Genomic DNA, 23,904 nt, shown 5'->3' with positions numbered 1-23,904 from the left:
TGCGGCAAACCGGCGCGTGCGCTCAGCGGCGCTTCGGCAACGCGGCCAGCGCATCGAGCGCACGGGCGCGCGCGGCCGCATGCTCGACCAGCGGCGCCGGATAGTCGACGCCGAGCCGTACGCCGGCCGCCTCGAGCGCCAGCGGCGACGCTTCCCACGGCGCATGGATCGACGCGTCGTCGAGACCGGCGAGCTCGGGCACCCAGCGCCGCACGTACGCGCCGTCCGGGTCGAACTTCTGCCCCTGCGCGACCGGATTGAAGATGCGGAAATACGGTGCGGCGTCGGCGCCGCAGCCGGCCACCCATTGCCAGCTCGCCGCGTTGTTCGCGGGATCGGCATCGACCAGCGTGTCGCGGAACCACGCTTCGCCCGCGCGCCAGTCGATCAGCAGATGCTTGATCAGGAACGACGCGACGACCATCCGCACGCGGTTGTGCATCCAGCCGGTCGTCCACAGCTCGCGCAGGCCCGCATCGACGAGCGGATAGCCGGTGCGGCCGCGCTGCCACGCACGTAACGCGGCGGGATCGTCGCGCCACGGCATTGCATCGAATTGCGCACGGAAGTTGTCGGTCGCGAGCGCCGGGAAGTGATACAGCAGCGTGTAGCTGAATTCGCGCCAGCCGAGTTCGCTGAGGAACTTGTCGGCGTGCGCCGCGTATGCCGCGCCGCCTGCGCTCGCGGCGCCCTGCACCGCATGCCACACCTGTCGCGGCGACACGTTGCCGAAACGCAGGAACGGCGACAGCCGGCTCGTTGCAGGGCGGTCGGGACGGTCGCGCGCATCCGCATAGCCGGCGAGCGAGGTCGTCAGAAACGTGTCGAGTCGCGCGAGCGCGCCGGCTTCGTCCGGCGCCGGCCACGCATCGCGCAGGCCGCCGGCCCAGTCCGGCGCACGCGGACGCAACGCGAGTGCGTCGAGCGCCAGCGCGCGGTCGCGCACGGCTTGCGGCCACGGATGAAACGCGATCCGCTCGGGTGCCGGCAACGGCGCGGCGACCGTGCGATCGCGGCGCGCCGCGCGCCAGTATGCGGTGAACACCTGGTACGGACCGCCGCTGCCCGTCAGCACCTCCCACGGCTCGTTCAGCAGGCTGCCGTTGCTGCTCTCGACCGTCACGCCGCGCGCCTTGAGCGACGCCTTCAGCGCCGCGTCCGCGTCGCGCTGCGGCTGCGCATAGCGGCGGTTCCAGTACACGGCTGCCGCGCCCGTGTCACCGACGACGCGCTCGATCTCCCGCTGCGCGTCGCCGCGCAACAGCAGCAGGCGCCCGCCATGACGCGTGAGCGCGGCGTCGAGCCCGGCCAGCGACCCGTGCAGCCACCAGCGCGCCGCGCCGCCGAGCGCGGGCCCGGCGCCGGCGCCCGTGTCGTCGACGAACACGCAGACGAGCGGCCGGCCGGATTCGACCGCGCGCATCAGCGCGGGCTGATCGGTCACGCGCAGATCATCGCGGAACCAGACGATCGCGGGAGCAACGGACGGCTTGGCAGACACGGGCAGGCACCTCGATGGCGAAAGCAAAAGGAGACGCGTATTGTCGCGGCTGCGCTGCGCGGTGTCGACGCCGGCCGTCATGGCCGGCACGCCACGAGCGACACCGCGCTCGACCACACGATCCGCTTCAATCCGATAGAAGTCGCGCTACCGACCGGCGGCACGCACGGAAGGTTTCTCGGTCCGGGATACGGCGACCGGCTCGTGCACACCGCACGGCCGACGCAACGCCGAACGCACCGAGTCACGCCACGGCCGCTCGACGGGCCGACCGTGCTCGCCGGTGCGGCCGGCTGATCCGGTCGACGATGCGTCGCGTCAATCGAGCCGGAACGCGGCCTCGAAGCGCTCGGCGAATGCGTCGAACTCGTCTTCCGGCAGATGGTTGATGCCGCCTGCGCGCTTGCGCCCGCCGCCGGTCGCGAAGCCGCGGCAGAACTCGTCGGCGCCGATCGGCCGGCCGTCGGGCACGCGCACGCTGACGACCAGCCCGCCGCCCGCGCGCGGCGACAGCACCGCGAGCGCTGCATGCGGTGCGTTGCGCATCCGCTCGTTCGCGAGCATGCCGGTCGCGCGCCGCGCCCACGGATGATCGGGCATCCGGACCAGCGTCGCGCCCGGCACCTCGCGCAGCGGCGCGAGCGCGCACGCGCGCGCCATGTCGTCGCGGTAACCGTCGCGCAATGCGGCGAACACCGCCGTGTCGTGCACGAAATCGAGCGGATCGACGCACGGCAGCATCGCGTCCGCGAGCGTCGCCGGATCGAAATGCAGATCGCCGACGCACTCGCCGTATGCGTTGTAGTTCAGATAGCGCCCGAGTTCGGCGAGCATGCAGCGCTCGGCTTCGTCGACGCCATGCTCGCGCGCCAGCGCATCGCCGAGCGCCGGCAGTTCGTCGCCATAGGCGGCGACGATCGCCCAGCGCACGTACCGGCCGCCGAGATAGCCGTTCACGATCGCGCTCGTACAGACGTCGGCCGCCATGTCGATATGCGCGTCGAAGTGCGGATGGTCGGGCAGTTCCCCGGCAAAGTGATGGTCGAAGTAACGAACCGTCGCGCCGTCGCGCAGCAACCGCGCGCACGCGTCGCGGTTCTGGTCGTGCGACACGTCGAGCACGGTGACGATGTCGCCCGCACCCGCGTCGATGCGCTCGAGCAGCCGGATGTCGCGCTTCACGCCGGTCACGAGCGTGCCGTGCACGCGTTCGGCGAGCCGCAGTTGCTGAAGCGCGCACAGGCCGTCCGCGTCGCCATTGAACGCGAAGACGTGCCGCGCGTACTGGTTGTCCTGCATGATCCGTTGCTCCATCGTCAAGGCATGAAATCGCCGCCGTTTGCATCGCGTGGCGTGCACGGCGAGTTCGCGTGCCCGGTATTTTGCCGTAACCGCGAGCGCGTTCTTCAACTCAATTGAGCGGAGCCGCCCTCCCCCGCAAACGGCTTGTGGGGTGCCTCCGTGTCGTTCATAACGATCGCGGTGCCGCCGCTCCATGTGCGGCACGCCTTCATGCGCACCAGCGTGTGAAACACACGGGTATCGAGCGCCGCCCCGTCGAGGTCAGTTTTCTCCACCGGCTCCGGAAATCGACCACGCACGAATGAATGCGGCGCCTCGACCACGGATTTCACGCCGCCCCCAAGGACCGCCGACGGACGCAGCATCGCTCCATGTCATACGTCATCAGATGTGAAAACGTTCGCTTCCTCTCCCGAGATTTATTCAGAATGCGGGATATTTCCGGGTAAACCCGTGACGTCATCCTCGGTCCATCGGCGTACCATGTCATACGACGACGTACTACATTGAATCGGCATCCAGACGCCAACGCGGGCCGCCGCCCCGTCCGCCGTCGCCCGACCGGAGACATCCTTGAACCCGCCCTCGTCCGCCCTGCCCGGCCGCGACCCGCTCGCGTCCGCCGTCTCGAAAGTGAAATGGCACGTGCTGCCGCTCGTGCTGATCATGTTCATCGCGAACTACATCGACCGCGTGAACGTCGGCTTCGTCGATCGCCATCTCGAAGCGTCGATCGGCATCGGCGCGGCCGCGTACGGGCTCGGCGCCGGGCTGTTCTTCGTCGGCTACGCGCTGTTCGAAGTGCCGTCGAACCTGCTGATGCAGCGCTACGGCGCGCGCATCTGGCTCGCGCGGATCATGGCGACGTGGGGCATCGTCGCGGCCGCGATGGCGTTCGTGTGGAACGACACGTCGTTCTACGCGCTGCGCTTCCTGCTCGGCGCGGCAGAGGCCGGCTTCTTCCCCGGCGTCGTGCTGTACCTGTCGCAATGGCTGCCGCCGCAGGAACGCGGCAAGGCGATGGCGATCTTCCTCGGCGGCTCCGCGTTCGCGTCGGTGCTGTCCGGGCCCGTCACCGGCGCGCTGCTGTCGATCCGCGGCTTCGGCCTCGAAGGCTGGCAATGGATGTTCCTGATCGAAGGGCTATTCTCGGTCGCGCTGTGCGGCGCGAGCTGGCTGCTGCTGAAATCGCATATCCGCGATGCGACGTGGCTCACCGCCGAAGAACGCACGGCGCTGCAGAACGCGCTCGACGAGGAGCGCGCGACGCGCGACGTCCGCTCGAACGTGCCGGTGCGCGCCACCACGCTGCTGCGCGATCCGCAGATCATGCTGTTCTGCTTCCTGTACTTCTCGATCCAGTTGACGATCTACGCGGCCACGTTCTGGCTGCCGACCATCATCCGCAAGATGGGTGGCCTCACCGATTTCCAGGTCGGCCTGTACAACACGATTCCGTGGATGATCGCGATCGGCGCGATGTACGGCTTCGCGGTGCTGTCGTCGAAGTGGAAGCATCCGCAGCGCTGGCTGGCGTGCGCGCTCGTGCTGGCCGCGTGCGGGCTGTTCGCGTCGACGTCGCATGATCCGGTCTGGTCGTTCGCGTCGATCTGCTTCGCCGCGCTCGGCTTCAAGGCCGCGTCGTCGCTGTTCTGGCCGATTCCGCAGGGCTATCTCGACACACGGGTGGCCGCGGCCGTAATCGCGCTGATCAACTCGGTCGGCAACCTCGGCGGTTTCGTCGCGCCGACGGCCTTCGGCTATCTGAAGCAACATACGGGTTCGATCACGGGCGGGCTGTATGCGCTCGCGATCGCTTCGCTCGTCGCCGCGGTCGTCGCGCTGTTCGCGCGCACGCACCGGCGCAGCGATCCGCCGCGCGGCCAGCCGGCCGACGAAACTTTCTCGCACGCCTCGATGCTCCGCCATGCCGAACACTGACCGCCCGACCGTCGTCGTCTCGAATGCCGTCGACGGCGACCTCGCCACGTTCTCCCTCGCCGGCGACGGCACGCTCGCGCCGCTCGCCCGCTATCCGGCCGCCGACGTCGCGATGCCGATCGCCGTGCAGGCCGACCGCGCGCGGCTCTACGTCGCGACGCGCGGCGAGCAGCCGACGATCGTCGCGTTCCGCGTCGCCGCCGCCACGGGCGCGCTCGCACGCATCGGCACGACCGCGATCGACGCGAGCCATGCGTACCTGTCGCTCGACCGCAGCGGCCGCTGGCTGCTCGGCGCGTCGTACGGCGGGAATTCGCTGAGCCTCTACGACGCCGCCCGCGTGCGCGACGGCGACGGCACGCCGCTGCAAGTCGCGAGCGGCATCGCGAACGCGCACGCGGTGATCGTGTCGCCGGACAACCGTTTCGCGTACGTCAGCTCGCTCGGCTCGGACCGCGTGTTCGGCTTCGCGCTCGTCGAGGACGCCGCTGGCCTGCGCGCGGTCGAGCACGGCGACACGCGCGTGCCGGCCGGCTTCGGCCCGCGTCACCTGTGGTTCGCGGATGACGGCCGCACGCTCGTCGTCGTCAGCGAATTCCAGGGAACGCTCGCGACCTTCGCCCGCGACACCGACACCGGCCGGCTCGGCGATCCGCACGTGAGCGCGCGCCATCCGGCCGTCGCCGAACTCGCGCAAGGCCATGCGCGCCCGCCCGCCCCGACCCAGCCGTCCGTGTGGGCCGCCGATCTGCACCTGACGCCCGACGAGCGCTTCGCGTACGTCAGCGAGCGCACGTCGAGCCGGTTGCTCGGCTACCGCCGCAACGAAGACGGCACGTTCGAGCCCACCCACGCGACGCCCACCGAGACCCAGCCGCGCGGCTTCGCGATCGATCCGTCGGGGCGCTGGCTCGTCGCCTGCGGCGAGCAGTCGGAGCACGTGGCCGTGTATGCGATCGCACCGGACGACGGCACGCTGTCGCTGCACACGCGCGTGCCGGGCGGCCGCGGTGCGAACTGGATCGCGATTGTCTGAAAGCTTGAAGGTTTGAAAAAGCATCCGCGCCTGCGCGAGGACCGGCAAGCCGATGCGGGGGCGACGTTCAGCGCCGCGCGCTCGGCGCCACGCCCGTCCAGCGCTTGAACGCGCGCGTGAAATTCGCGCGGTCGGTATAGCCGACGCGCGCGGCGATCTCGTCGACCGGCAGCCGCGTGCCTTCGAGCAGCCGCAGCGCGTCGCGCAGCCGGATCTCGTCGAGCAGCGCCGAATAGGTCGCGCCGTATTCGGCGAGCTTGCGCTTCAGCGTACGCGCCGATACATGCAACTCGCGCGCGACGTCGTCGACCGACGGATAGCCGCCCTCCCCGCAGATCAGCAGGTTGCGCACGCGCTCGACGATGCTCTCCGCATAGCCGAGCCGCGCGAGTTCGGCCTCGCACTGCTGGACGATCATCTGCGCGGTCTGCGCGTTCGCGGTGCCGATCGGCTCGTCGAGCAACGCGGCGTCGCAGCGGATGCGGTTCGCGCTCGCGTCGAAATGGCAGCGCGGCAGCCGCGCACGATAACGCTCGAACCACGGCGGCTCCGGCCATTCGAAATGGAGCTCGGCACGCGACTGCAGCGTGCGTCCCGGCGTCGGATACAGCAGCGAATTGAACAGGATCGCGGTTTCTACCAGAAAATTTTCCACCGCGAACTGGCGCAGCCGGCCGAGCGGAAACGCTTCGAGCACGTCGATGTCGACGATGCCGTCGAGCTGCGCGAGCCGCACCGAGAAAAAAGGCACGCGCGTCGGCAGGTAGCGGATGCCGAGCGCGATCGCCTCGCCGAGCGTCGCGCAGCTCATCAGCCCGAAGCCGATCAGCCCCGCTTTCGTCAGGCTGCTGCGCAGGCCGATCTCGATCGCGATCGACGGATCGTCGGTCGCGTCGAGCAGGTTGAACACGATCGCCGCCTGCTGCAGCGGCGTGATGCGCGCATCGGGCTGCGCGAGCCGGTCGCGCGCGACGCCCGAGCCGGCGAGAATGCGGCCACCGTCGATGCCGCGCTCCTCGGCCAGCATCAGCATGAACAGCGCATACGCGGACGACACCGTCGCCTTGTTCAACTGGCGCGCGGCATCCGGAACGGACAAGGCCATGCGGCGAACTCCGGAGCGGTTTCGGCGGATTGTAGCGTCGCTGGCCCGCCATAACACCACGGTGGCACTCTAGCGGGCCGACCTCCGCTCAGGCGCCCGCGCGTCGGCCAACGTGGCCCGAAATGACACCACCCTTGGCACCGACGGCCCTCGCCTGCGTTCCGGCACGCGCCTATGCTTGTCACATCGGCATTGCGCCCCACTCTTTCCGCACGGATTCCGGTCGATGAGCCAACCCGCACGAACCGCCTTTCGCCACGACGCCGACAGGGTCGCGTACGTCCGCCGCGAAGTGAACGCCGCGAGCGACGCGATCCGCGCAGGCTTTCCGCTGCTCGACCGCCAGAACCTCGTCGGCGCGACCGTGATGGCCGTGTCGGTGAGCGCGATGCTCGCGATCGCATGGCTGTATGCGCGTGGCGCGATCGCGTGGTACGTCGCGCTGCCGCTCGCCGCGTTCATCACGTCGCTGATCCACGAGCTCGAGCACGACCTGATCCACCTGATGTACTTCAAGAAGACGCCGTGGGCGTATCACCTGATGATGGCGCTGTGCTGGCTCACGCGGCCCGGCACGATCAACCCGTGGACGCGGCGACGCATGCACCTGCATCACCACAAGGTGTCGGGCGGCGAATCGGATCTGGAGGAATTCGGCATCACCAACGGCGAGCGCTGGGGCGTGAAGCGCCTGCTGATGATCGCGGACGGCATGCTCGCCGTCGTGCTGCGGCCGGCCGCGATGCGCCGCAAGGTGAAGCAGTACGTGGCCGCTCAGCCGGTGCAGGACCCGTCCGAACGCCTGCAGTTGCGCATCGAGCAGCTGTCGTCGTACATGCCGATCGGTCACCTGTACTACACGCTGTGGCACGCGTTCATCGTCTATCACGTCGGCCTGTTCGCGCTGCATGCGCTTGATGTCGCGGTGACGGTGCCCGCCGCCGTCGAGCGCGTGATGAGCGTCGTCGATTTCCTGGCGGTGGTGTGGCTCGGGCCGAACTTCGTACGCAGCTTCTGCATCAACTTCGTCAGCTCGAACATACACTATTTCGGCGACATCGATTCGCGCAACGTGATCCAGCAGACGCAGGTGCTGAACCCGTGGTGGATACTGCCGTTCCAGCTGTTCTGCTTCAATTTCGGCAGCACGCACGCGATCCATCACTTCGTGGTGCGCGATCCGTTCTACATCCGGCAACTCACCGTGCGCCGTGCGCATGCGGCGCTGCGCGAAGTCGGCGTGCGCTTCAACGACGTCGGCACCTTCGCCCGTGCGAATCGCTGGGGCGGCTATCGTCCGTCTCGCCGCACGCACCACGCGCAGGCCGACGCGTAACGGCGGCGGCGCGCCGCATCAGCGCCGCATCAAGCGTCGATCGGCGGCATCGGCCCCTGCCCGCGAATCCACGACCAGTTCGCGAGCTCGGCCATTTCCTTGTCGCCGCGACTGTCGCCATACGCGAACAACTGCTGCGGCGGCCGGTTGCCCCACCATCCGCGCAGCCGCACGACCTTCTGCGGCCCCCAGCAGTTCTCGCCGTCGAGGCGCCCGATGAAGACGCCGCGCTCGAACGCGAGCCGCGTCGCGAGCACCGCGTCGAAGCCGGCCGTCTTCGCCCACTTCTCCAGATACAGCGACGGCGATGCGCTGACCAGCACGACTTCATGCCCACGCGCGCGATGCTCGCGGATGCGCTCGAGCATTTCCGGACGCACGAGGCGCGGCAGATAACCGTCAACGAAGGTGCGCGCGTGCGCATCGAGTGCATCTTCGCGGATCGGCCCGAACGCGAACGACGCGAACTTCGCCTTCGCGTCGCCGCGCGACAGCAGCCCGACCTTCATCGCGACGATCCACGGCAGCGCGCGCAGCCCGGCCCACGCGAAACGCGGCGTGCCGACCGCCTGGCGGACGAAATGGCGAAAGCTGTCGGTGGTCGTGATGGTGCCGTCGAAATCGAAGGCGGCGACGATGCGGTCGGTCATGGAGAATCGGCGGGGAAAGCGATGAGATGCCCGGGAAGATAGCAGACTCGCGAGGGCCCGCGCGAAACCGTAGAGTCCGTTCCGACGCCGCTCGGCGGTCGTACACCGTCGCCCGCGAACGCCCAGTTATCTCAAATAGTGGGTTGAATCCAACGTAAACGACAATGATTCTCGTTTACGTTAGACTCCGCCGCTCGATAAAAAACGTCCGCGACAGTACGGACGCGTCACGCCGCCCGGATTCCGACTTGCCGCCCTGGGATGGATCACCGACTACACCCGATTTGCGTCCCATGTCGACACTTTCGTTACCCGTCCGGCGTCTCACGCCGATTGCCTTCGGCATTGCGCTCGCCTGCACCTTCCCGGCCGCCGCACGGGCCCAGCAGGCGACTTCCGCTGCCGCCAACGCCAATGCCGCGTCCGATGCCGCCATGCTGCCGTCGATCAACGTGACCGGTGCGGCCGAGCCGCTGCCCGGCGACCTCGCACCGACCTACGCCGGCGGCCAGGTCGCGCGCGGCGCGGATTTCGGCGTGCTCGGCCGGCAAAAGGCGAGCGACGTACCGTTCAGCATGACCACCTATACGTCGAAACTGATCGAGGACCAGCAGGCGCGCACGCTCGCCGACGTACTCGACAACGACCCGGCCGTGCGCAGTGCCTCCGGCTACGGCAACTTCTCGCAGGTATTCGTCATCCGCGGTTTCGAGCTTGCCGGTGACGACGTGTCGCTCAACGGCCTGTACGGCGTCACGCCGCGGCAACTCGTCCAGACCGATGCGGTCGAGCGCGTCGACGTGTTCAAGGGCGCGAATGCCTTCCTGAACGGGGCGTCGCCGAACGGCTCGGCGGTCGGCGGCGGCGTGAACCTGCAACTGAAGCGTGCGGACGACAAGCCGCTCACACGCGTCACCGTCGACGGCGCCACGTCCGGTTCGCTCGGCACGCATGTCGACATCGGCCGCCGCTTCGGCAGCGAAGGCCAGTTCGGCGTGCGCGTGAACCAGTCGATCAGCGGCGGCGACACGGCCGTCGACGACGAGCGCCGCCGCAGCAACGTGACGGCGGTGTCGCTCGACTGGCGCGGCGACAAGCTGCGCCTGTCCGGCGACTTCCTGTATCAGCGACAGCGGATCGACAACGGCCGCCCGGTCGTGCTCGTCAGCGGCGATCAGTTGCCCGCCGTGCCGTCCGCGACGCACAACTATGCGCAACCGTGGAGCTTCAGCGAACTCGAGGACACGGTCGGCATCGTGCACGCCGAGTACGACTTCCTGCCTGCGTGGACGGCCTACGTATCGGCCGGCGCACGCCATACGAACGAGCATGGCGACTATTACACGCCGACCTACTCGTCGTCCGGCACGACCGGCTCGCGCCTGAGCGTGCCGCACAAGGAAGATGCACAGTCGGCCGAGGCCGGCGTGCGCGGCCGCTTCACGACCGGCCCCGTGTCGCACTTCGTGACGGCCGGCGCGTCGTTCATCCGCATCGATAGCCAGTCCGCGTACACGATGTCGAACGCGTTCCCGACGACGCTCTACGATCCCGCGCCGATCGCGTCCCCGCCGACGGCCTACACGGGCGGCGACATGAACGATCCGGGCACGGTCACGAAGACCTGGCTGCGCAGCCTCGCGGTGTCCGATACGCTCGGCTTCCTCGACGACCGCGTGCTGTTCACGATCGGCGCGCGCCGCCAGTCGATTTCGGTCGACAACTTCAGCTACACGGGCGCGGTCACGGGCGTCTACAGCGACGCGATCACGACGCCCGTGTTCGGTCTCGTCGTGAAGCCGTGGCGCAACGTGTCGATCTTCGCGAACCGCAGCGAAGCGCTCGCCCAGGGCGAGATCGCGCCGAACACCGCGCGCAACGCAGGCCAGGCGCTGTCGCCGTACCGGTCGAAGCAATATGAAGCCGGCATCCGCTACGACACCGACAAGTACGGTGCGTCGCTTGCGCTGTTCCAGATCGAGAAGCCGATGGCGTACACCGATCCGGCGACGAACCTGTTCGGCGCCGACGGCACGCAGCGGCACCGCGGCATCGAGACGGCCGTGTACGGCGAGCCGTGGAAAGGTGTGCGGCTGATCGCCGGCGCGACGTACCTCAACGCGACGCTGCAGAACACGGCGGGCGGCGCGAACGACGGCCACCGGCCGATCGGCGTGCCGTCGTTCCTGCTCAACGCGGGCGCCGAATACGACGTGCCGATGCTGCGCGGGCTCACGCTGACCGCGCGCTGGCTCCATACGGGGCCGCAGTACCTGGACGTCGCGAACACGATGTCGATCCAGGCGTGGGATCGCTTCGACCTCGGCGCGCGCTACGCGACAAACGTGTTCGGCAAGAAGACGACGTTGCGCGCGACCGTGCGCAACGTCGCGAACAAGTCGTACTGGTCGTCGACGATCGGCGGATACCTGACGCAGGGCGACCCGCGCTCGGTGTGGCTGTCGATGACGACGGATTTCTGACCGACGCGGAAGGGAGTGGCGGGCTGCCGCCAGAGTTTGCTATACTCTCGGTCTTCCGGAGAGATGGATGAGTGGTTTAAGTCGCACGCCTGGAAAGCGTGTATAGGTTAATCGCCTATCGGGGGTTCGAATCCCCCTCTCTCCGCCAGATATGGCGGAAAAGCCCTGCAAAATCAATGAGTTGCAGGGCTTTTTGTTTTTTGACCCACAGATTGACTATCAAATGGGTCATCGCGATGGCGCGGCCCGTAGTCGCGCTGCTCGCCACGCCGTACCGGTTTTTCGTGCGCCCGGTTGATCTGCGACTCGAATCGTTGGTTGCCTCAGGACAGAGCCTAGGAACGGACGCACTCCGGTATACTCGATAAAGCATCCACCTCTATATACATGGTCATGGCCCGGGCCGATCTCCTCGTCAACCTTGTCCGCGCAGGCACCCAGGGCGATCAAAAGCTTTTCCGCTCGACGGTCGAAGCCTTGGCTGCTGATGAGCGCGCCAAACGGCACACGCAGCTTGCTGACAAATTGGAAGAGAACTTGCGCGCTGCTGTGACGCCGCAGCGCGGGGCAGAGGTTATTCGCAGCTTTGATGGTGGTCACGGCGGCCTGCTGTACGAAATCGACCCGCGTCGTCCGCTAGAAGCAATGCTTTTGCCCGAGGATGTGGAGCGGGCTGCACGTGAGCTAGTAGAAGAGCAACATCGTCGTGATCTCCTCCGCTCGTACGGACTTGAACCGCGACATCGCGTGCTTCTTTCCGGCCCGCCCGGGAATGGAAAGACTACGCTCGCCGAAGCTATCGCATACGAGCTGATGGTCCCGCTCTTTGTCGTTCGTTATGAGGCCGTGGTGGGGAGCTTTTTAGGGGAAACGAGCGGTCGCCTCAAACGGCTTTTCGACTTCACCAGAACTCACAATTGCGTGCTGTTTTTTGATGAGTTCGATACGCTAGGAAAAGAGCGCGGAGACACGCACGAAACCGGCGAGATCAAGCGCGTAGTCAGCTCCTTGCTGCTGCAAATCGACGCCCTACCTAGCCATGTAGTTGTCGTCACTGCGACGAACCATGCTGAGCTATTAGATCGCGCGGTATGGCGTCGCTTCCAGTTGCGTTTGGAGTTGCCCGTACCGACGCACGCCCAGCGCACCGCATGGTTCGAGAAATTTCAAGAGCGGATCGGTACATCGTTAGGCGTGTCGCCTAAAACGCTAGCCACGCGCCTGAAAGCGAATAGCTTTTCAGAGTTGGAGCAGTTTTGCCAAGACGTACATAGGCGTTACGTACTTTCTTTACCATCTGCTAATATCAAGGACATTGTGGCGACGCGAATCGAGCAATGGGCGCATCGCCTTTCTGGCGAGTAGCCTAAAGCTATTAAAAACAACGCGACCACATGAGTACGGGACCGCTTCCGTTACTTCTCTTTCCAAGACCAGCTCCGATTCGGCGAGAATCAGGATCATCGGTTCCGCCCACTTTGCATGTGCCCGGCGGCCCACGTCAAGGGCAAAGACTGACACCGAAGTTTCAGTCGCTACAGGAGGCATTTGCGGCCCGCCGATTGGAACTGCAAGCTGCCGTGTTGAACGATGACCCGGATTTGGTCGTCGTGTTCGAAACCGTTGGCAGCATCAACGACTTTATTTCAACGGCTCAACGTGTTACCGGTATGGAATGGCTAACCGGTATGCTGGACGTTGAGTTCGCCCCGGACGAGGACTTCTACCATACGGACGACCATGATCGAACGATCAAGGGAAAGCTGTTCTTGGTTGGTACGAACCGTCAGGCGCTCGACGAGCTGGTGCGGCTATGGACTCGCTATCAGGAAGATCGTTCAGCGAACCTTGGGGACGGACTTAGTGCGTGGAAGCAGTTGTTCGCACACCTCCGAGACGTGCGGTTTTGGGGACCAGCGGACCGACTGGACGCGAGCCTCCGGCATATCTGGGAGGAGCGGCTTGCACACGACGCTCAGACCATTCGGTTTGAGGTAGAAGCTTGGTGTTTCCAGTCCGCGACCAAAAATGCGCAGGCCGCGGAGGAGGTTCGCGCCGTCGTTCGGGAAATGAACGGGACGATATTGAGCGCGCGCCTGATTTCAGATATCGCCTATCACGGTTTCTTAGTGGAAATGCCAGCGGCAAGCGTGCAGCTGCTGCTGAACGATGCGCGTTCGCCTCTGCTGATATCGGAGCGCGTGATGTTTTTGCGCCCTCAGGGCCAAAGCTACTCCGTCGGTATTGACGTCGACACGCGCGTCCCCGATACCCGCTTGCCAGCCACTCAAACCTTTGGGACACCTGTAGTCGCCTTGCTCGACGGACTCCCGATGGAAAATCATCCCCGGTTACAGGGGCGGGTGCAGATCGATGACCCGGACGGTTGGGCTGCGGATTACTCAGTGAATGAGCGGTTGCATGGAACGGCAATGGCTTCCCTTATTGTATGGGGCGATCTCGACTCTGGGTCCATTGCGCTGCCAAATCCGATTTACGTGCGGCCAATTTTGCGCCCAGATGGTGCCGCGCATCCGGACGGCGAACTAAGGGAAGAGCGCACTCCAGGCGACCGGCTATTGATTGACGTTGTTCATGAAGCGGTGCGGCGCATGTTTGAAAGCTCGCCGATTGCTGCCGCTTCGGCTCCGACCGTCAAGGTAATTAACCTGTCTGTTGGTGATGGTACGCGCCCCTTTAACGGTGCGCTATCGCCTTGGGCGCGGCTCATAGATTGGCTGGCGTATCGCTACCGGGTGCTTTTCGTCGTCAGTACTGGAAATCGAGCGGACGATCTCGTACTCGACATACCCCGGGGGACGCTCTCGGATACCGCGCCAGCAGCGCGGGAATCGGCCGCCATGAACGCTTTGCTTAGGGCCGATGGTCATCGCAGGCTGATTTCGCCAGCAGAGTCGGTTAACGCGTTAACGGTAGGCGCGAGCTATAGCGACCACGCAAATTTCCCAGGCATTCCCACTCGCTACACGTTATTCCCGCAGCAAGGTGTCGCGCCGTATTCTTCGATTGGTCCGGGGTATCGACGATCTGTAAAACCTGACATCTTGCTGCCCGGCGGCCGCGGATTGTATGGAGAACGCCCGTTGTCTTTGCCAAACGAGACTGAAGTCACGGGTTACTGGCGGACTCCGCGGGCTCCTGGACAACGTACGGCTCTGCCAGGAGAGGCTGGCGAAACTGCTTATACGAGGGGTACCAGTAACGCGGCTGCGTTGGGTACAAGGGGGGCTGCTCTCGCGCATTCGATTATTGAGCAGTTGCGAGCAGCCGACGCAACCGCGTTGCCGTCGCGCTTCGATGCCGTTTTGATCAAGGCTCTTCTTGCGCACGGGGCCCGCTGGCATGATCTCGGGAATCCCATACTTAGCGCCCGACCGGACGTTGACCATTGGCACGCGCAGAGGCGCTTGGTAAGTCGCTACATCGGTTACGGCACGGCAGATATTGTCCGTGCGCTGACATGCACCGAACAGCGCGCGACCCTCCTCGGGGTAGGCCAGCTGCGCAACGAAAAGGCGTTGGAGTTTCGCGTTCCGCTTCCGGAAGCACTAAACGCGCGTGTTGTGATGAGACGGCTGACCGTGACCCTCGCATGGCTGTCTCCGGTGAATCCACGTCATTCCCACTACCGAACTGCCCGGCTATGGGTCGATCTACCCGCCGATCCGCTGAGACTCGAACGAATTGACGTAGAGGCTAGACAAGCCCGGATGGGGACGCTTCAACATGAGATATTTGAAGGCGGGGGCGCGATTCCGATTGTTGCCGATCAGGACTTGGTAGTGCGGGTAAACTGTTTGGCCGACGCCGGGCGATTGACCGAGCCCGTGGACTTTGCGCTCTGCGTCTCGTTGGAGGTGGCGGAAGGTATCGATGTTCCTGTCTATCAACAAATTCGTGAACGAGTTCAACAACGAATTGCTGTAGCTCCTGCAGCGACGTAACGCCCCTCTTTATGCGTCTTTCCTGCCTTCGGAGCAGGCTCTCTTGACTGTAGCCGTTCCAACGCCGAACTTTTCGGCGGTTTCCCGAATGCTCGCGCCGCGCTCCGCTCGCCATGCGTTGATCGCCGCGTAGTCGTGTGAGCGCGTGCGCCCCTTGTACTTTCCTTCGGCTTTCGCGATTGCCACGCCGCGCCGCTGCATCTCGGCGCGGTTCAGATAGTCGGCTTCGCCCTGCGCAGCCATGAATGCGAGGATCGCGTCGCGCGTCGCTTTCTCGATGGGATCTTTTGCCTTCCCGTCGAACACCATGCCGTTGAGCGTGCATTCGACCCGCACACCCAGTTCCATCAGTCGGCGCATGGTCGCGTGCAACTCGTCATAGCGACGGCTGATCCGGTCGAGCCAGCGCACAATGAGCATGCCGCCGTGGCGCAGATCGTGTTCAGCTCTGCGCCACTGCTCCCGCGCATCAGGGGCAACGTGATAGCCGCTCACGCCCTCGTCAATGAAAACGTCATTGTCCTGCACGCCGTGGGCGCGAGCGTCCTCGTACTGGCTCGCAGCGGACTGGCCGTCCGTGGTGGAAATCCGCCCGTAATAGAGTTTGCGCATGATTTGAGTGGATCATTTGAATTGATGGATCAATTCTATCATGGATCAAATTTACGGTTGATCCTGTTGATCCATGCGCAAGCGACCCGCCGCATGGCCCGTTACGGTGTACCCAAATGAGCCAAGGGCTCCGGCTATCGACGGGAGTTAGCGGGTTGCCGTCGCCGAGCAACAGATACATAGTTCTCAATTCCGCCTCGTCCACCTCCGCGGGGAGTACCGGGTACGCGGGTTCATGATTTTTTGGTCATTGCTGCAACCTCGGTCCTGGCAGTCCCCACAGCGCTGCTCGCCGAGTTTGCGGAATGGTTGCGGCCAGTACACGGACATGCCGGTTACGCGGTCAACCTGCCGCCGATGGGACGGGAGCCGAATGAAGCGAGCGAGTATTTAAGGGCGCAGCAGTATGGGGCCGGGGTCGACGTCGGCAGCCCACCGCGCACGTACGTGCGTGACCTGACCGACAAGCTGACGACGGTCGACTGGCTGACCGTGATCGATGCCGATCTCGTGCGCCACGCTGGCAGAGCAGACGGAATGGCGCTCCCCCGGACTGGTATCGAAAGTCTGCGTTCGGCGATGGCGGCCTGCTGATTCAGGCAGGCGTGGAACCTCAAACCGGCGCGTCGGTTGGCGCAGGACACCCGCCGGAGCCGCCAGCGGCATTTGTCCTGCTGAACCGGACTCTGCGCCCCGTCGTCGTTGATACGATCGACAGGCTGCGGGATGGCACGTCAGCAGCACCGCTCCCCTTCTCAGTACGAAGATCGCGAGCGAAGCATGACTCCCGCGCTTCAACGTGGCCGGCGACGAGCTCCCCGACTACTGGGTCGAGCTTCACAAGACGGCAAAGCTGCCGGCGGCGCAATGAAACGAGGATAGGCTCACACGACCACCGACTTTCCCCATACGCCGCTCGCGCGCTCGGCACGCACTCGCGAGGCGGGCTTTCATCAGCAGGTTTTCCGGGGCACCTGACCGCTCGATGCCGAAGTCGCGTGAGCGGTCATTATGCACAGCGAACGCAACCGGTCGAAATTGCCGAGAATACCCTTCGGTACGGTCGATTTTCCCCGTGCCGGAGAAGCGGCTGCCGGCCGCGATGTTTTCCGTCTAGGATTGGTGAGCAGGAACGCGAGACTGTTCGATACCCGACTGAATCGACGGAGAAATAGACAATGGTTTCGAAGACTGGTAAGCAGGCTGGCGTTACCGAACGCCTCAATGAGGAACTTGCTAGCAAGTTCGTGCGTGTGTCCGCTATCGGTGTTGAATATACGGAGTTAGTGGACGAACTCCGGCGCCTATACGATCGAGAATCCAAGAGTCTCGCAAGACGTGCAAGCAAGCGCGACCGTACCGAAGCCGAGGCCGCATCCGATTCCCGCGTGGCGGCAGTGCTTGCCGAACTACGACGGATACTCGAGGAGTCCGTTTTCAAGGTACAGCACCAACGCCGCCAACACCTGCCCGGCGACGCCGACAGCAGCGTGAGCTGACAGCGCCTCGTCCCGTTGGTCTCTCAGGCGCTCGTTACCGACACCTCTCGAAGGGTCCAGAAACTCGCCGAATCCGCGCCGAAGACCGTCCGCTGACTCATCCCAAACCACTTCATCAGTTCATGACGCCGTGTGATGTATTCAGGAGGCACGGGCGACTAACCCCGGCCGGAGTCTGGCGGCACAGATTGCCCGCAGCCACTGCATACGAGCATTACTTTTGCTAACAACTGGGGCCGATATCGAGCGCGTAATATAACCGTGGGTTTCTGGGCTGCCCACGCCTACTACGGCCCACTAGGAGTTAGCGCGTGATGGAAACACCTATCAGCTATGTGCAGGTCACTGCCTGCGCTGAACGTGAAATTCAGCATCACCTCACCGAAGCCGCATCGCGGCCGCGTGGCAGCCACGCGGCCGACATACACCTTGGAGCTGCCATCGGGGCGTTCGACTTGTGGCGTTGCCTAATGGTCGAACTTGGCGTAGGAGAGGTAGACGAGGGCTATTTGGCTGACGCACAACGTCTGGACGCGCTCGTCCGCCTTGCTGCTTTGTCTACGATGACCTCCTTGCCGGACCAGGGTAAAGGCGAGACTGCATAACCAAGGCGCATAAAACTGCATAGAAGAATCGGCCTGTCGCCTGGCGCGCGGGCCGCACTAGGCGGCGCCGGACGCCGCGCGCATGAGTGCATAAAAAGCGTTCGTTTTTGCGAGCAGGTGGGGCGGGTCACAACTGCGCGCGCCGGGTACTCGCCGGCCTCTGCCGTGACTAATCCGGCCCCGAGGCGCGGCCCTTGGCACGCGTCGGCAGACTCACCAGTGCCCGCGCACCTGTGGCGTGTCCTTGCCGGGCCTGCCGCTCAGAGGGCGCCAGGGGCCGCCGCTCCGTCGCAGGGGCGAAAAAAGCTGCCGTGCCGAAGTGCGCGGCGGCCTTTTTGCTGCCGGCCGACCGCTCGTCAGACCTCAAGTCGCGCGTCCGTGATGCCAAGCGCGCGGTGAGTGGGAAGATACCGGGATGATCGATCTCGCCCTACAATCTAGAGCAGATCGACAGTCTGCGATCGGCCAGGAACGGACCTTCGTTTGATCCGGTACCGAGCCATTGAGATGGCGGCTCCTCTTCTCCAAGCGGTCAGTCGATCGGCGAGAGCCAGCGCAAGTCACTCGTTACTGCCAACTTCATGCGCTTTGGTGGGGCCGGGATGCAGAAAGCAATCGTTGCGTGAGTCCAGTAGCGCGCGCTCCCATTCCACATTGGGCTCGCTGTTGTTCATACGCGTGTTCATTATGATCGCCTTTGGAAGCCGTCCGGACGTTTCAACAACCTGTCGCCGTGCCGCGAGTCGGTGCGCGGCCGTGGCCCGCACCGGAATGCCTCTCAGTCCTCGTCGGTCTCCAGCACGTTCTGCGTGAGTGCGATCGACGGAATCGTCGGCGTGAGCACGGCGCGGCGTGCCCGTGCACACATTGTCTTCCAGCCGATGATGAGCAAGACCGCGACGACCGGAATCGATGCGACAGTCCAGGTTCCGTTCGGATAATCAAACGCCATCAGAACAAGAACGCCCAGCAAAAACAGCAGCGTGAGCCACGACGTGAACGGCGCACCGGGCATCCGGAACGTCACGTCTTTCGCCTCGCCGCGCTCGACCGCCGCGCGGAACTTTATCTGGCAGACGACAATAAAGCCCCAGGTACTGATAATGCCGAGTGATGCGACGTTGAGCACGAGTTCGAAGACGCTCGACGGAACCAGGTAGTTCAGCACCACGCCGATTACGTAGATGCCAACCGTCACGATGATCCCCGTGTACGGCACCGACTGCGCGCTCATCCGCGCAAAGAATTTCGGCGCGGAGCCTCCCATCGACAGCGAGTGCAGCACGCGGCCGGTCGAATACAGCCCTGAGTTGAGGCTAGACAGCGCCGCCGACAGTACAACGATGTTCATCACCGAGCCGATTCCCGGCACGCCGAGTGCACCGAAGAAAGCCACGAACGGGCTCTGTCCGGCCTTATACGCGCTCCACGGCATCAGGCAGACCAGCAACGCGACCGACGCGACGTAGAACAGCGCGATGCGCCAAATCACCCGGTTAATCGCGCGCGGCAGAACCGCGTGTGCATCCTTGCACTCGCCTGCGGCGGTACCCACAAGTTCGACGCCGGCGAAGGCGAACACGACGCCTTGCACTAGCACGAGGGCCGGCATTAATCCGTGCGGAAAGAAACCGCCATTGCTGGTAATCAGATGTATGCCGGTCGCGTGCCCCGCGACTTGACCACCGCTACCCAGGATCGCGCTTCCGACGACAAGGAAGATCACGATCGCTGCAACCTTGATCAACGCGAACCAGAACTCCATCTCGGCGAACCATTTCACGCCGATCAGATTCATGCCGGCGACCAGGCACAGTGCGATCAGCGCGAACACCCATTGGGGCACCACGCTAAATGCGCTCCAGTAGTGCATATACAGCGCGACAGCAGTGATGTCGACGATGCCGGTCATGGCCCAGTTCAAGAAATACATCCAGCCGGCCACGAAGGACGCCCTCTCGCCGAGGAATTCGCGCGCATACGACACGAAGCTGCCACTGCTTGGCCGATGCATCACGAGCTCGCCAAGCGCGCGCAGGATCAGAAACGAAAATGCACCGCATACGAGGTAAACAACAGCGAGTGCGGGGCCCGCCATCTGAAGGCGCGCACCGGCGCCAAGAAAAAGGCCCGTGCCAATCGCACCGCCAATGGCAATCATCTGCACCTGCCGGTTGCCCATGGCCTTGTGATAGCCCGCTTCGTGCGACTCAAGCCACTCCCTATGGCTGGTGTTGGGGATTTCCTGCCCGGCAGTTTCGCCTTTCTGCATTCTGGAATTCATCGTGTCGTCTCCTGCATCGGCCTTCAGGCTGATGTCTTTTTTCATGTCCCGGTCGACTGGTGTTCCGCCTAAATGCTCCACACGGCAGCGGCTTCGCCGAGCCGCATCGTGTGTAACGAAGCGTCAGCGCGCGCGCTGATGAAACGAAGCAATGGCCTTCCACATCAGCACGGGATTCGAATACATCGGGAAGTGTCCGCAGTGCGGGATCTCGGCCAGCTTGACACCCTGCTCGCGGATATGGTCAAGGTAGGAGAGCGATGCGTTCTGCTCACCGTACATGAACATCCGTGGAAACGGCAGACCGAGGAACTTCGTCATCAGGTCGCCGTTGTCCGACAGGTCGACCATCGACCGGAAGATTCCACTAACGGCTTCGGCGCGTACCTTGTGCCGCAGACTTGCCGAATAGAGCGCGCTCGCGTACGCCGGTGCGCGTAACGTGCGTTCGATGAAGTCATCAAAAAAGCGCAGCGCACCGTCGCGCGGGTGCTCGATGATCTGCCGGCTGAGAAAGCAGTCCTCCGGTGCGATGTTGCCTTCAATATCGACAAAGCTGATCACGCGCTCAGGATGCCGGTGCGCAAGCATCAGCGCGGTGAGGCCGCCCATCGAATGGCCGACCAGATGAAAGCGTTCGAATCCGGCGCGCTCGAGCACCGTGAGCGCCGCGTCCACCAGGAACGGGATGCTGATCTTCGAGAGGTCGGCGCAATGTGTTTCGCCGCAACCCGGCGCGTCATACGCGACGAACGGATGACCGGCGAATTCCGCATAGCGGACGATATCTGCGTAGTCCTCCTTGGTCGAGCCGAACCCGTGCAGGAACAGGATCGGCGCTTTGTCGCCGTCGCGACGGATGGCTGAAACGTCCAGCGCCGTTCCATCGACGGAGAACACAAACTGTGCGCGGGTAAATTCTGCAGTCATTTTCTAGACTCTTTGGATAAGGATCACGTCGCACTGGCCGCAACGCCTTATGTGCCGTCGAGGCCGGTGTTCGTCGCGATGCGTTAGTTTGTCAGCGTCCGGCAGAAGTCCCGGATGGCCGTACATGCGCGCAACAGCGACTCGTCATCGAGCGCATACGCAATGCGGAAGTAAGGCCCGAGACCGAATGCACTGCCATGCACAGTCGCGACGCCCTTCTCGTCTAGCAGCGCGTTGACCACGGCTTCGTCGCTATCCAGACGGGCACCCGACGACGTGGTCTTGCCGATCAAGGCTTCGCACGACGCGAACACATAGAACGCGCCTTGCGGCACTGCGCAGTGCAGGCCCGGAGCCCGGTTGATCTGTTCGACGACCAGATCGCGCCGGCGCTGGAATGCCTCACGCGAATGCTCAATGAAGTTCTGCGGTCCGGTCAGGGCGGCTAACGCCGCGTATTGCGAAATCGTCGACGCGCCGGACGTTTGCTGGCCCTGCAGCTTCTCCATCGCTTCGACCAGCCAGCCAGGACCGGTGCCAAAGCCGATGCGCCAGCCCGTCATCGCGTACGCCTTCGACACACCGTTCATCGTCAGTACACGCTCGCGCAGCCGGGGCTCGACCTGGGCGATCGTGAAGAATTCCAAGTTGTCGAAAATCAGATGCTCATAGATGTCGTCGGACAGTACCAGCACCTGCGGATGCGCAAGCAACACTTCAGCCAGCGCCCGCAGTTCGGCGCGGCTGTAGACCGCGCCGGTCGGATTCGACGGCGAGTTCAGTATCAGCCAGCGAGTGCGCGGGGTGATCGCGGCCTGCAATACATCGGCCGTGAGCTTGAAGCCGCTGCCAGCGTCGCAGGCAACGATCACAGACTGCGCGCCGCATAGTTGCACGATTTCCGGGTAGCTCACCCAGTACGGCGCCGGTACGATAACTTCGTCACCTTCGTTGAGCGTCGCTGCTAGCGCGTTGAAGATCACCTGCTTGCCGCCGCTGCAGACGATTGTGTCGCGCCAGTCGACGTCGAGACCGTTTTCGCGCTGGAACTTCGCGGCAATCGCTTCGCGCAGCGCGCGCAGCCCAGCTACCTGCGTGTAACGCGTATGGCCCGTGCGGATTGCCGCCACGCCGGCGTCGCAAACATGCTTGGGCGTGTCGAAATCCGGCTCGCCGGCGCTCAACGAGATCACCGCGGCGCCGCTCGCGCGCCGCGCTGCGACGCGATCCATGACCTTGTAGGTCGCCGACGGTCGTGCAGCGGCAAGGAAACGGTTCAGTCCATCAACTCGCGCGGTCATTGCTTCGTCCTCCAGTTCGTGAGCCCGAACAACTCAAGCGTGCTGCGGCCTTCACGTAGCGCATCCATCATCTTCGCTTCCTTGTCGGCACGCGCCTGCCCCTGAGTCAGCGTCTCTCCAACGTATGCAGCGGGGATTACCAGCACGCCGTCATCGTCCGCGACAACCAGATCGCCGGCCGCCACAGGCGTTCCGGCCAAGCTGATCGGCTGCCCGACCGATGGCGAACTCGCCTTGATCGTGCCGCGCATGCAGACGCCGCGAGTGAACACCGGGAAGCGTCGCTCGGTGAGTGCCGCGATGTCACGCACGCCGCCATCAATAACCAGACCGACGACGCCGGCTGCTTCCGCAGCCACCGTCAGCACCTCGCCCCAGTAGCCTGCAACGAAGCCGCCGGTCGAAATCACGAGTACGCTGCCGCGCGGTACCTTCTCCATCGCGATATGGATCGAGAGGTTGTCGCCCGGCGAGCATTCGAGCGGATACGCCGCACCCGCGACCGACGCGCCCGGCCAGACCGTACGAATGACCGGATCGACGGCACTGGTGGCGACACCCGATGCTTCGAACAGCGTGGACGTACCCAGTCTGCGAGCTTGCTCCAGCAGAGACTGATCGTAGGATTGAGCGATGGACATGGTTCAGCCTCTGGTCTGCAGCGTGTGATAACCGAGTGCGGCGCGCGCGTCACCCAGCGACTTGCCCTGGGCAATCTGTTCGCGAATGCGCGACTCGACCTCCTCGATCTGGCGCGCGATCTGCGCGACTTCGCGTGCGCGGCCTCGCGGCACGACGACAACGCCATTCGCATCAGCCACAACGATGTCGCGCGACGCAACGCGCGCGGTGCCGACCCCGACCGTCGTATTCACCGATTCGACCTGCACGCGGTCCTTGCCGGTACGCATGAAGCGGCCCGCCGTGAACAGCGGATAGTTGTCGCCGAGGGCCTTGTTGACGTCGCGACAGACGCCGTCGATGATCGTGCCCGCGATGCCGCGCAGCCCCGCGTACTGGGTCATGATGTCTCCCCACACCGTGCAGTCGGTGCGGCCGTCGTTGTCGAGCACGATGACATCGCCTTCCGCCACATCGTCGATGAAGTCGCCGACCGTGCCGGGCGGATTGCTCGCCGGAACGTATTTGACGGTGAACGCCGGACCCACCACGACCTTCGCATAGTTCGCCAGCGACATGATGCCGAGTGCCTGGCCATGCAGACCAAGCTTGTCCATCGCATCGGAAACGCCCGGGGTATCCAGTCCAGCGAACAGCGCGACCAGTTCCTGATCTTCGGCGCTCGCCTTTTTCGGGTTCGTCATTTGAAAAACTCCCAAAAAATATTGTCGAA

19 protein-coding genes, 1 tRNA gene and 1 pseudogene are annotated in these 23,904 nt (G+C 64.4%); 10 read left to right on the top strand and 11 right to left on the bottom strand.

Translation table 11 applies throughout. From position 1 onward, the window contains the following. Positions 1-22: 22 nt before the first annotated feature. The 3 genes from BLS50_RS13960 to BLS50_RS13950 form a co-directional block, all read right to left on the bottom strand. Positions 23-1,501 carry a cryptochrome/photolyase family protein gene (locus BLS50_RS13960; RefSeq protein WP_176934200.1) on the bottom strand — a complete coding sequence of 493 codons (1,479 nt, stop codon included), beginning with the start codon at positions 1,499-1,501 and terminating at the stop codon, positions 23-25. Positions 1,502-1,819: 318 nt separating this feature from the next. After that, the gene (locus tag BLS50_RS13955) at positions 1,820-2,800 is read right to left on the bottom strand and encodes an acetyltransferase (RefSeq protein WP_074802812.1); all 981 of its coding nucleotides are present in this window, start codon (positions 2,798-2,800) and stop codon (positions 1,820-1,822) included. 107 nt (positions 2,801-2,907) lie between these two features. Beyond that, positions 2,908-3,168, bottom strand: coding sequence for a hypothetical protein (locus BLS50_RS13950; protein ID WP_256334004.1), 261 nt, complete (start codon positions 3,166-3,168; stop codon positions 2,908-2,910). A 208-nt stretch (positions 3,169-3,376) separates the two neighbouring features. Between BLS50_RS13950 and BLS50_RS13940 the strand changes: the two genes are divergently transcribed. Both BLS50_RS13940 and BLS50_RS13935 read left to right on the top strand, forming a co-directional pair. After that, the gene (locus BLS50_RS13940; RefSeq protein ID WP_074802447.1) at positions 3,377-4,744 is read left to right on the top strand and encodes an MFS transporter; all 1,368 of its coding nucleotides are present in this window, start codon (positions 3,377-3,379) and stop codon (positions 4,742-4,744) included. Next, the gene (locus tag BLS50_RS13935; RefSeq protein ID WP_074802446.1) at positions 4,731-5,780 is read left to right on the top strand and encodes a lactonase family protein; all 1,050 of its coding nucleotides are present in this window, start codon (positions 4,731-4,733) and stop codon (positions 5,778-5,780) included. The genes BLS50_RS13940 and BLS50_RS13935 overlap by 14 nt, the downstream gene beginning before the upstream one ends. Positions 5,781-5,847: 67 nt before the next feature. Here the strand turns inward: BLS50_RS13935 and BLS50_RS13930 are convergent, their stop codons facing one another. Further along, entirely contained in the window at positions 5,848-6,885 is a 1,038-nt protein-coding gene (locus tag BLS50_RS13930; RefSeq protein WP_027813687.1) for an AraC family transcriptional regulator, read from the bottom strand. A 226-nt stretch (positions 6,886-7,111) separates the two neighbouring features. Here BLS50_RS13930 and BLS50_RS13925 point away from each other — a divergent pair, with 226 nt between their 5' ends. Beyond that, entirely contained in the window at positions 7,112-8,221 is a 1,110-nt protein-coding gene (locus BLS50_RS13925; RefSeq protein WP_074802445.1) for a fatty acid desaturase, read from the top strand. A gap of 29 nt (positions 8,222-8,250) precedes the next feature. Here BLS50_RS13925 and BLS50_RS13920 read toward each other — a convergent pair whose 3' ends face one another. Further along, complete coding sequence (locus BLS50_RS13920; protein ID WP_074802444.1) at positions 8,251-8,871, bottom strand: HAD family hydrolase; 621 nt, start codon at positions 8,869-8,871, stop codon at positions 8,251-8,253. A gap of 293 nt (positions 8,872-9,164) precedes the next feature. On the opposite strand from BLS50_RS13920, the gene BLS50_RS13915 reads away from it, so the two are divergent. The 4 genes from BLS50_RS13915 (at position 9,165) to BLS50_RS13900 (ending at position 15,319) form a co-directional block, all read left to right on the top strand. Further along, entirely contained in the window at positions 9,165-11,354 is a 2,190-nt protein-coding gene (locus BLS50_RS13915) for a TonB-dependent receptor (RefSeq protein ID WP_074802443.1), read from the top strand. Between the two features lie 57 nt (positions 11,355-11,411). Further along, positions 11,412-11,502, top strand: a tRNA-Ser gene (locus BLS50_RS13910). A 245-nt stretch (positions 11,503-11,747) separates the two neighbouring features. Then, positions 11,748-12,719, top strand: coding sequence for an AAA family ATPase (locus BLS50_RS13905; RefSeq protein WP_043313261.1), 972 nt, complete (start codon positions 11,748-11,750; stop codon positions 12,717-12,719). 197 nt (positions 12,720-12,916) lie between these two features. Next, the gene (locus tag BLS50_RS13900; RefSeq protein ID WP_256334003.1) at positions 12,917-15,319 is read left to right on the top strand and encodes a S8 family peptidase; all 2,403 of its coding nucleotides are present in this window, start codon (positions 12,917-12,919) and stop codon (positions 15,317-15,319) included. A 9-nt stretch (positions 15,320-15,328) separates the two neighbouring features. Here BLS50_RS13900 and BLS50_RS13895 read toward each other — a convergent pair whose 3' ends face one another. Beyond that, the gene (locus BLS50_RS13895; protein ID WP_074802441.1) at positions 15,329-15,931 is read right to left on the bottom strand and encodes a recombinase family protein; all 603 of its coding nucleotides are present in this window, start codon (positions 15,929-15,931) and stop codon (positions 15,329-15,331) included. Positions 15,932-16,174: 243 nt separating this feature from the next. Here BLS50_RS13895 and BLS50_RS36530 point away from each other — a divergent pair. From BLS50_RS36530 to BLS50_RS13880, 3 genes and pseudogenes are all read left to right on the top strand, one after another. Then, positions 16,175-17,106 (top strand): annotated as a pseudogene (locus BLS50_RS36530) (type VI immunity family protein). A gap of 3 nt (positions 17,107-17,109) precedes the next feature. After that, positions 17,110-17,430, top strand: a complete 321-nt coding sequence (locus BLS50_RS13885; protein ID WP_074802440.1) for a hypothetical protein — start codon at positions 17,110-17,112, stop codon at positions 17,428-17,430. Between the two features lie 314 nt (positions 17,431-17,744). Beyond that, complete coding sequence (locus BLS50_RS13880) at positions 17,745-18,035, top strand: hypothetical protein (RefSeq protein ID WP_074802439.1); 291 nt, start codon at positions 17,745-17,747, stop codon at positions 18,033-18,035. A gap of 778 nt (positions 18,036-18,813) precedes the next feature. Here the strand turns inward: BLS50_RS13880 and ansP are convergent. The 5 genes from ansP to BLS50_RS13855 all read right to left on the bottom strand — a co-directional run bounded on the left by ansP (position 18,814) and on the right by BLS50_RS13855 (position 23,875). After that, a complete protein-coding gene (ansP, locus tag BLS50_RS13875) occupies positions 18,814-20,319 on the bottom strand; it encodes an L-asparagine permease (protein ID WP_218133157.1) in 1,506 nt (501 codons plus the stop codon). Positions 20,320-20,442: 123 nt separating this feature from the next. Beyond that, positions 20,443-21,249, bottom strand: a complete 807-nt coding sequence (locus BLS50_RS13870; protein ID WP_074802438.1) for an alpha/beta fold hydrolase — start codon at positions 21,247-21,249, stop codon at positions 20,443-20,445. Between the two features lie 83 nt (positions 21,250-21,332). Then, positions 21,333-22,550 carry a pyridoxal phosphate-dependent aminotransferase gene (locus tag BLS50_RS13865; RefSeq protein ID WP_074802437.1) on the bottom strand — a complete coding sequence of 406 codons (1,218 nt, stop codon included), beginning with the start codon at positions 22,548-22,550 and terminating at the stop codon, positions 21,333-21,335. After that, complete coding sequence (locus BLS50_RS13860; RefSeq protein ID WP_074802436.1) at positions 22,547-23,191, bottom strand: RraA family protein; 645 nt, start codon at positions 23,189-23,191, stop codon at positions 22,547-22,549. Before BLS50_RS13860 ends, BLS50_RS13865 begins: the two co-directional genes overlap by 4 nt. Before the next feature lie 3 nt (positions 23,192-23,194). Beyond that, complete coding sequence (locus BLS50_RS13855) at positions 23,195-23,875, bottom strand: RraA family protein (protein ID WP_074802435.1); 681 nt, start codon at positions 23,873-23,875, stop codon at positions 23,195-23,197. Positions 23,876-23,904 lie beyond the last annotated feature (29 nt).

Source organism: Burkholderia orbicola (assembly GCF_900100915.1).
GTDB lineage: Bacteria > Pseudomonadota > Gammaproteobacteria > Burkholderiales > Burkholderiaceae > Burkholderia > Burkholderia orbicola.
Note: the sequence above shows the minus strand (reverse complement) of the source record. Positions and strands in the feature narration are given on the sequence as shown.

Bases quoted from the DNA above. Each gene is read 5' to 3' on its own strand.
- BLS50_RS13870 (WP_074802438.1), bottom strand. From the start codon at position 21,249: ATGACTGCAGAATTTACCCGCGCACAGTTTGTGTTCTCCGTCGATGGA.
- BLS50_RS13955 (WP_074802812.1), bottom strand. From the start codon at position 2,800: ATGCAGGACAACCAGTACGCGCGGCACGTCTTCGCGTTCAATGGCGAC.
- BLS50_RS13930 (WP_027813687.1), bottom strand. From the start codon at position 6,885: ATGGCCTTGTCCGTTCCGGATGCCGCGCGCCAGTTGAACAAGGCGACG.
- BLS50_RS13860 (WP_074802436.1), bottom strand. From the start codon at position 23,191: ATGTCCATCGCTCAATCCTACGATCAGTCTCTGCTGGAGCAAGCTCGC.
- BLS50_RS13925 (WP_074802445.1), top strand. From the start codon at position 7,112: ATGAGCCAACCCGCACGAACCGCCTTTCGCCACGACGCCGACAGGGTC.
- BLS50_RS13915 (WP_074802443.1), top strand. From the start codon at position 9,165: ATGTCGACACTTTCGTTACCCGTCCGGCGTCTCACGCCGATTGCCTTC.
- BLS50_RS13905 (WP_043313261.1), top strand. From the start codon at position 11,748: ATGGCCCGGGCCGATCTCCTCGTCAACCTTGTCCGCGCAGGCACCCAG.
- BLS50_RS13935 (WP_074802446.1), top strand. From the start codon at position 4,731: ATGCCGAACACTGACCGCCCGACCGTCGTCGTCTCGAATGCCGTCGAC.
- BLS50_RS13920 (WP_074802444.1), bottom strand. From the start codon at position 8,871: ATGACCGACCGCATCGTCGCCGCCTTCGATTTCGACGGCACCATCACG.
- ansP (WP_218133157.1), bottom strand. From the start codon at position 20,319: ATGAATTCCAGAATGCAGAAAGGCGAAACTGCCGGGCAGGAAATCCCC.
- BLS50_RS13855 (WP_074802435.1), bottom strand. From the start codon at position 23,875: ATGACGAACCCGAAAAAGGCGAGCGCCGAAGATCAGGAACTGGTCGCG.
- BLS50_RS13865 (WP_074802437.1), bottom strand. From the start codon at position 22,550: ATGACCGCGCGAGTTGATGGACTGAACCGTTTCCTTGCCGCTGCACGA.
- BLS50_RS13880 (WP_074802439.1), top strand. From the start codon at position 17,745: ATGGAAACACCTATCAGCTATGTGCAGGTCACTGCCTGCGCTGAACGT.
- BLS50_RS13895 (WP_074802441.1), bottom strand. From the start codon at position 15,931: ATGCGCAAACTCTATTACGGGCGGATTTCCACCACGGACGGCCAGTCC.
- BLS50_RS13885 (WP_074802440.1), top strand. From the start codon at position 17,110: ATGGTTTCGAAGACTGGTAAGCAGGCTGGCGTTACCGAACGCCTCAAT.
- BLS50_RS13950 (WP_256334004.1), bottom strand. From the start codon at position 3,168: ATGCTGCGTCCGTCGGCGGTCCTTGGGGGCGGCGTGAAATCCGTGGTC.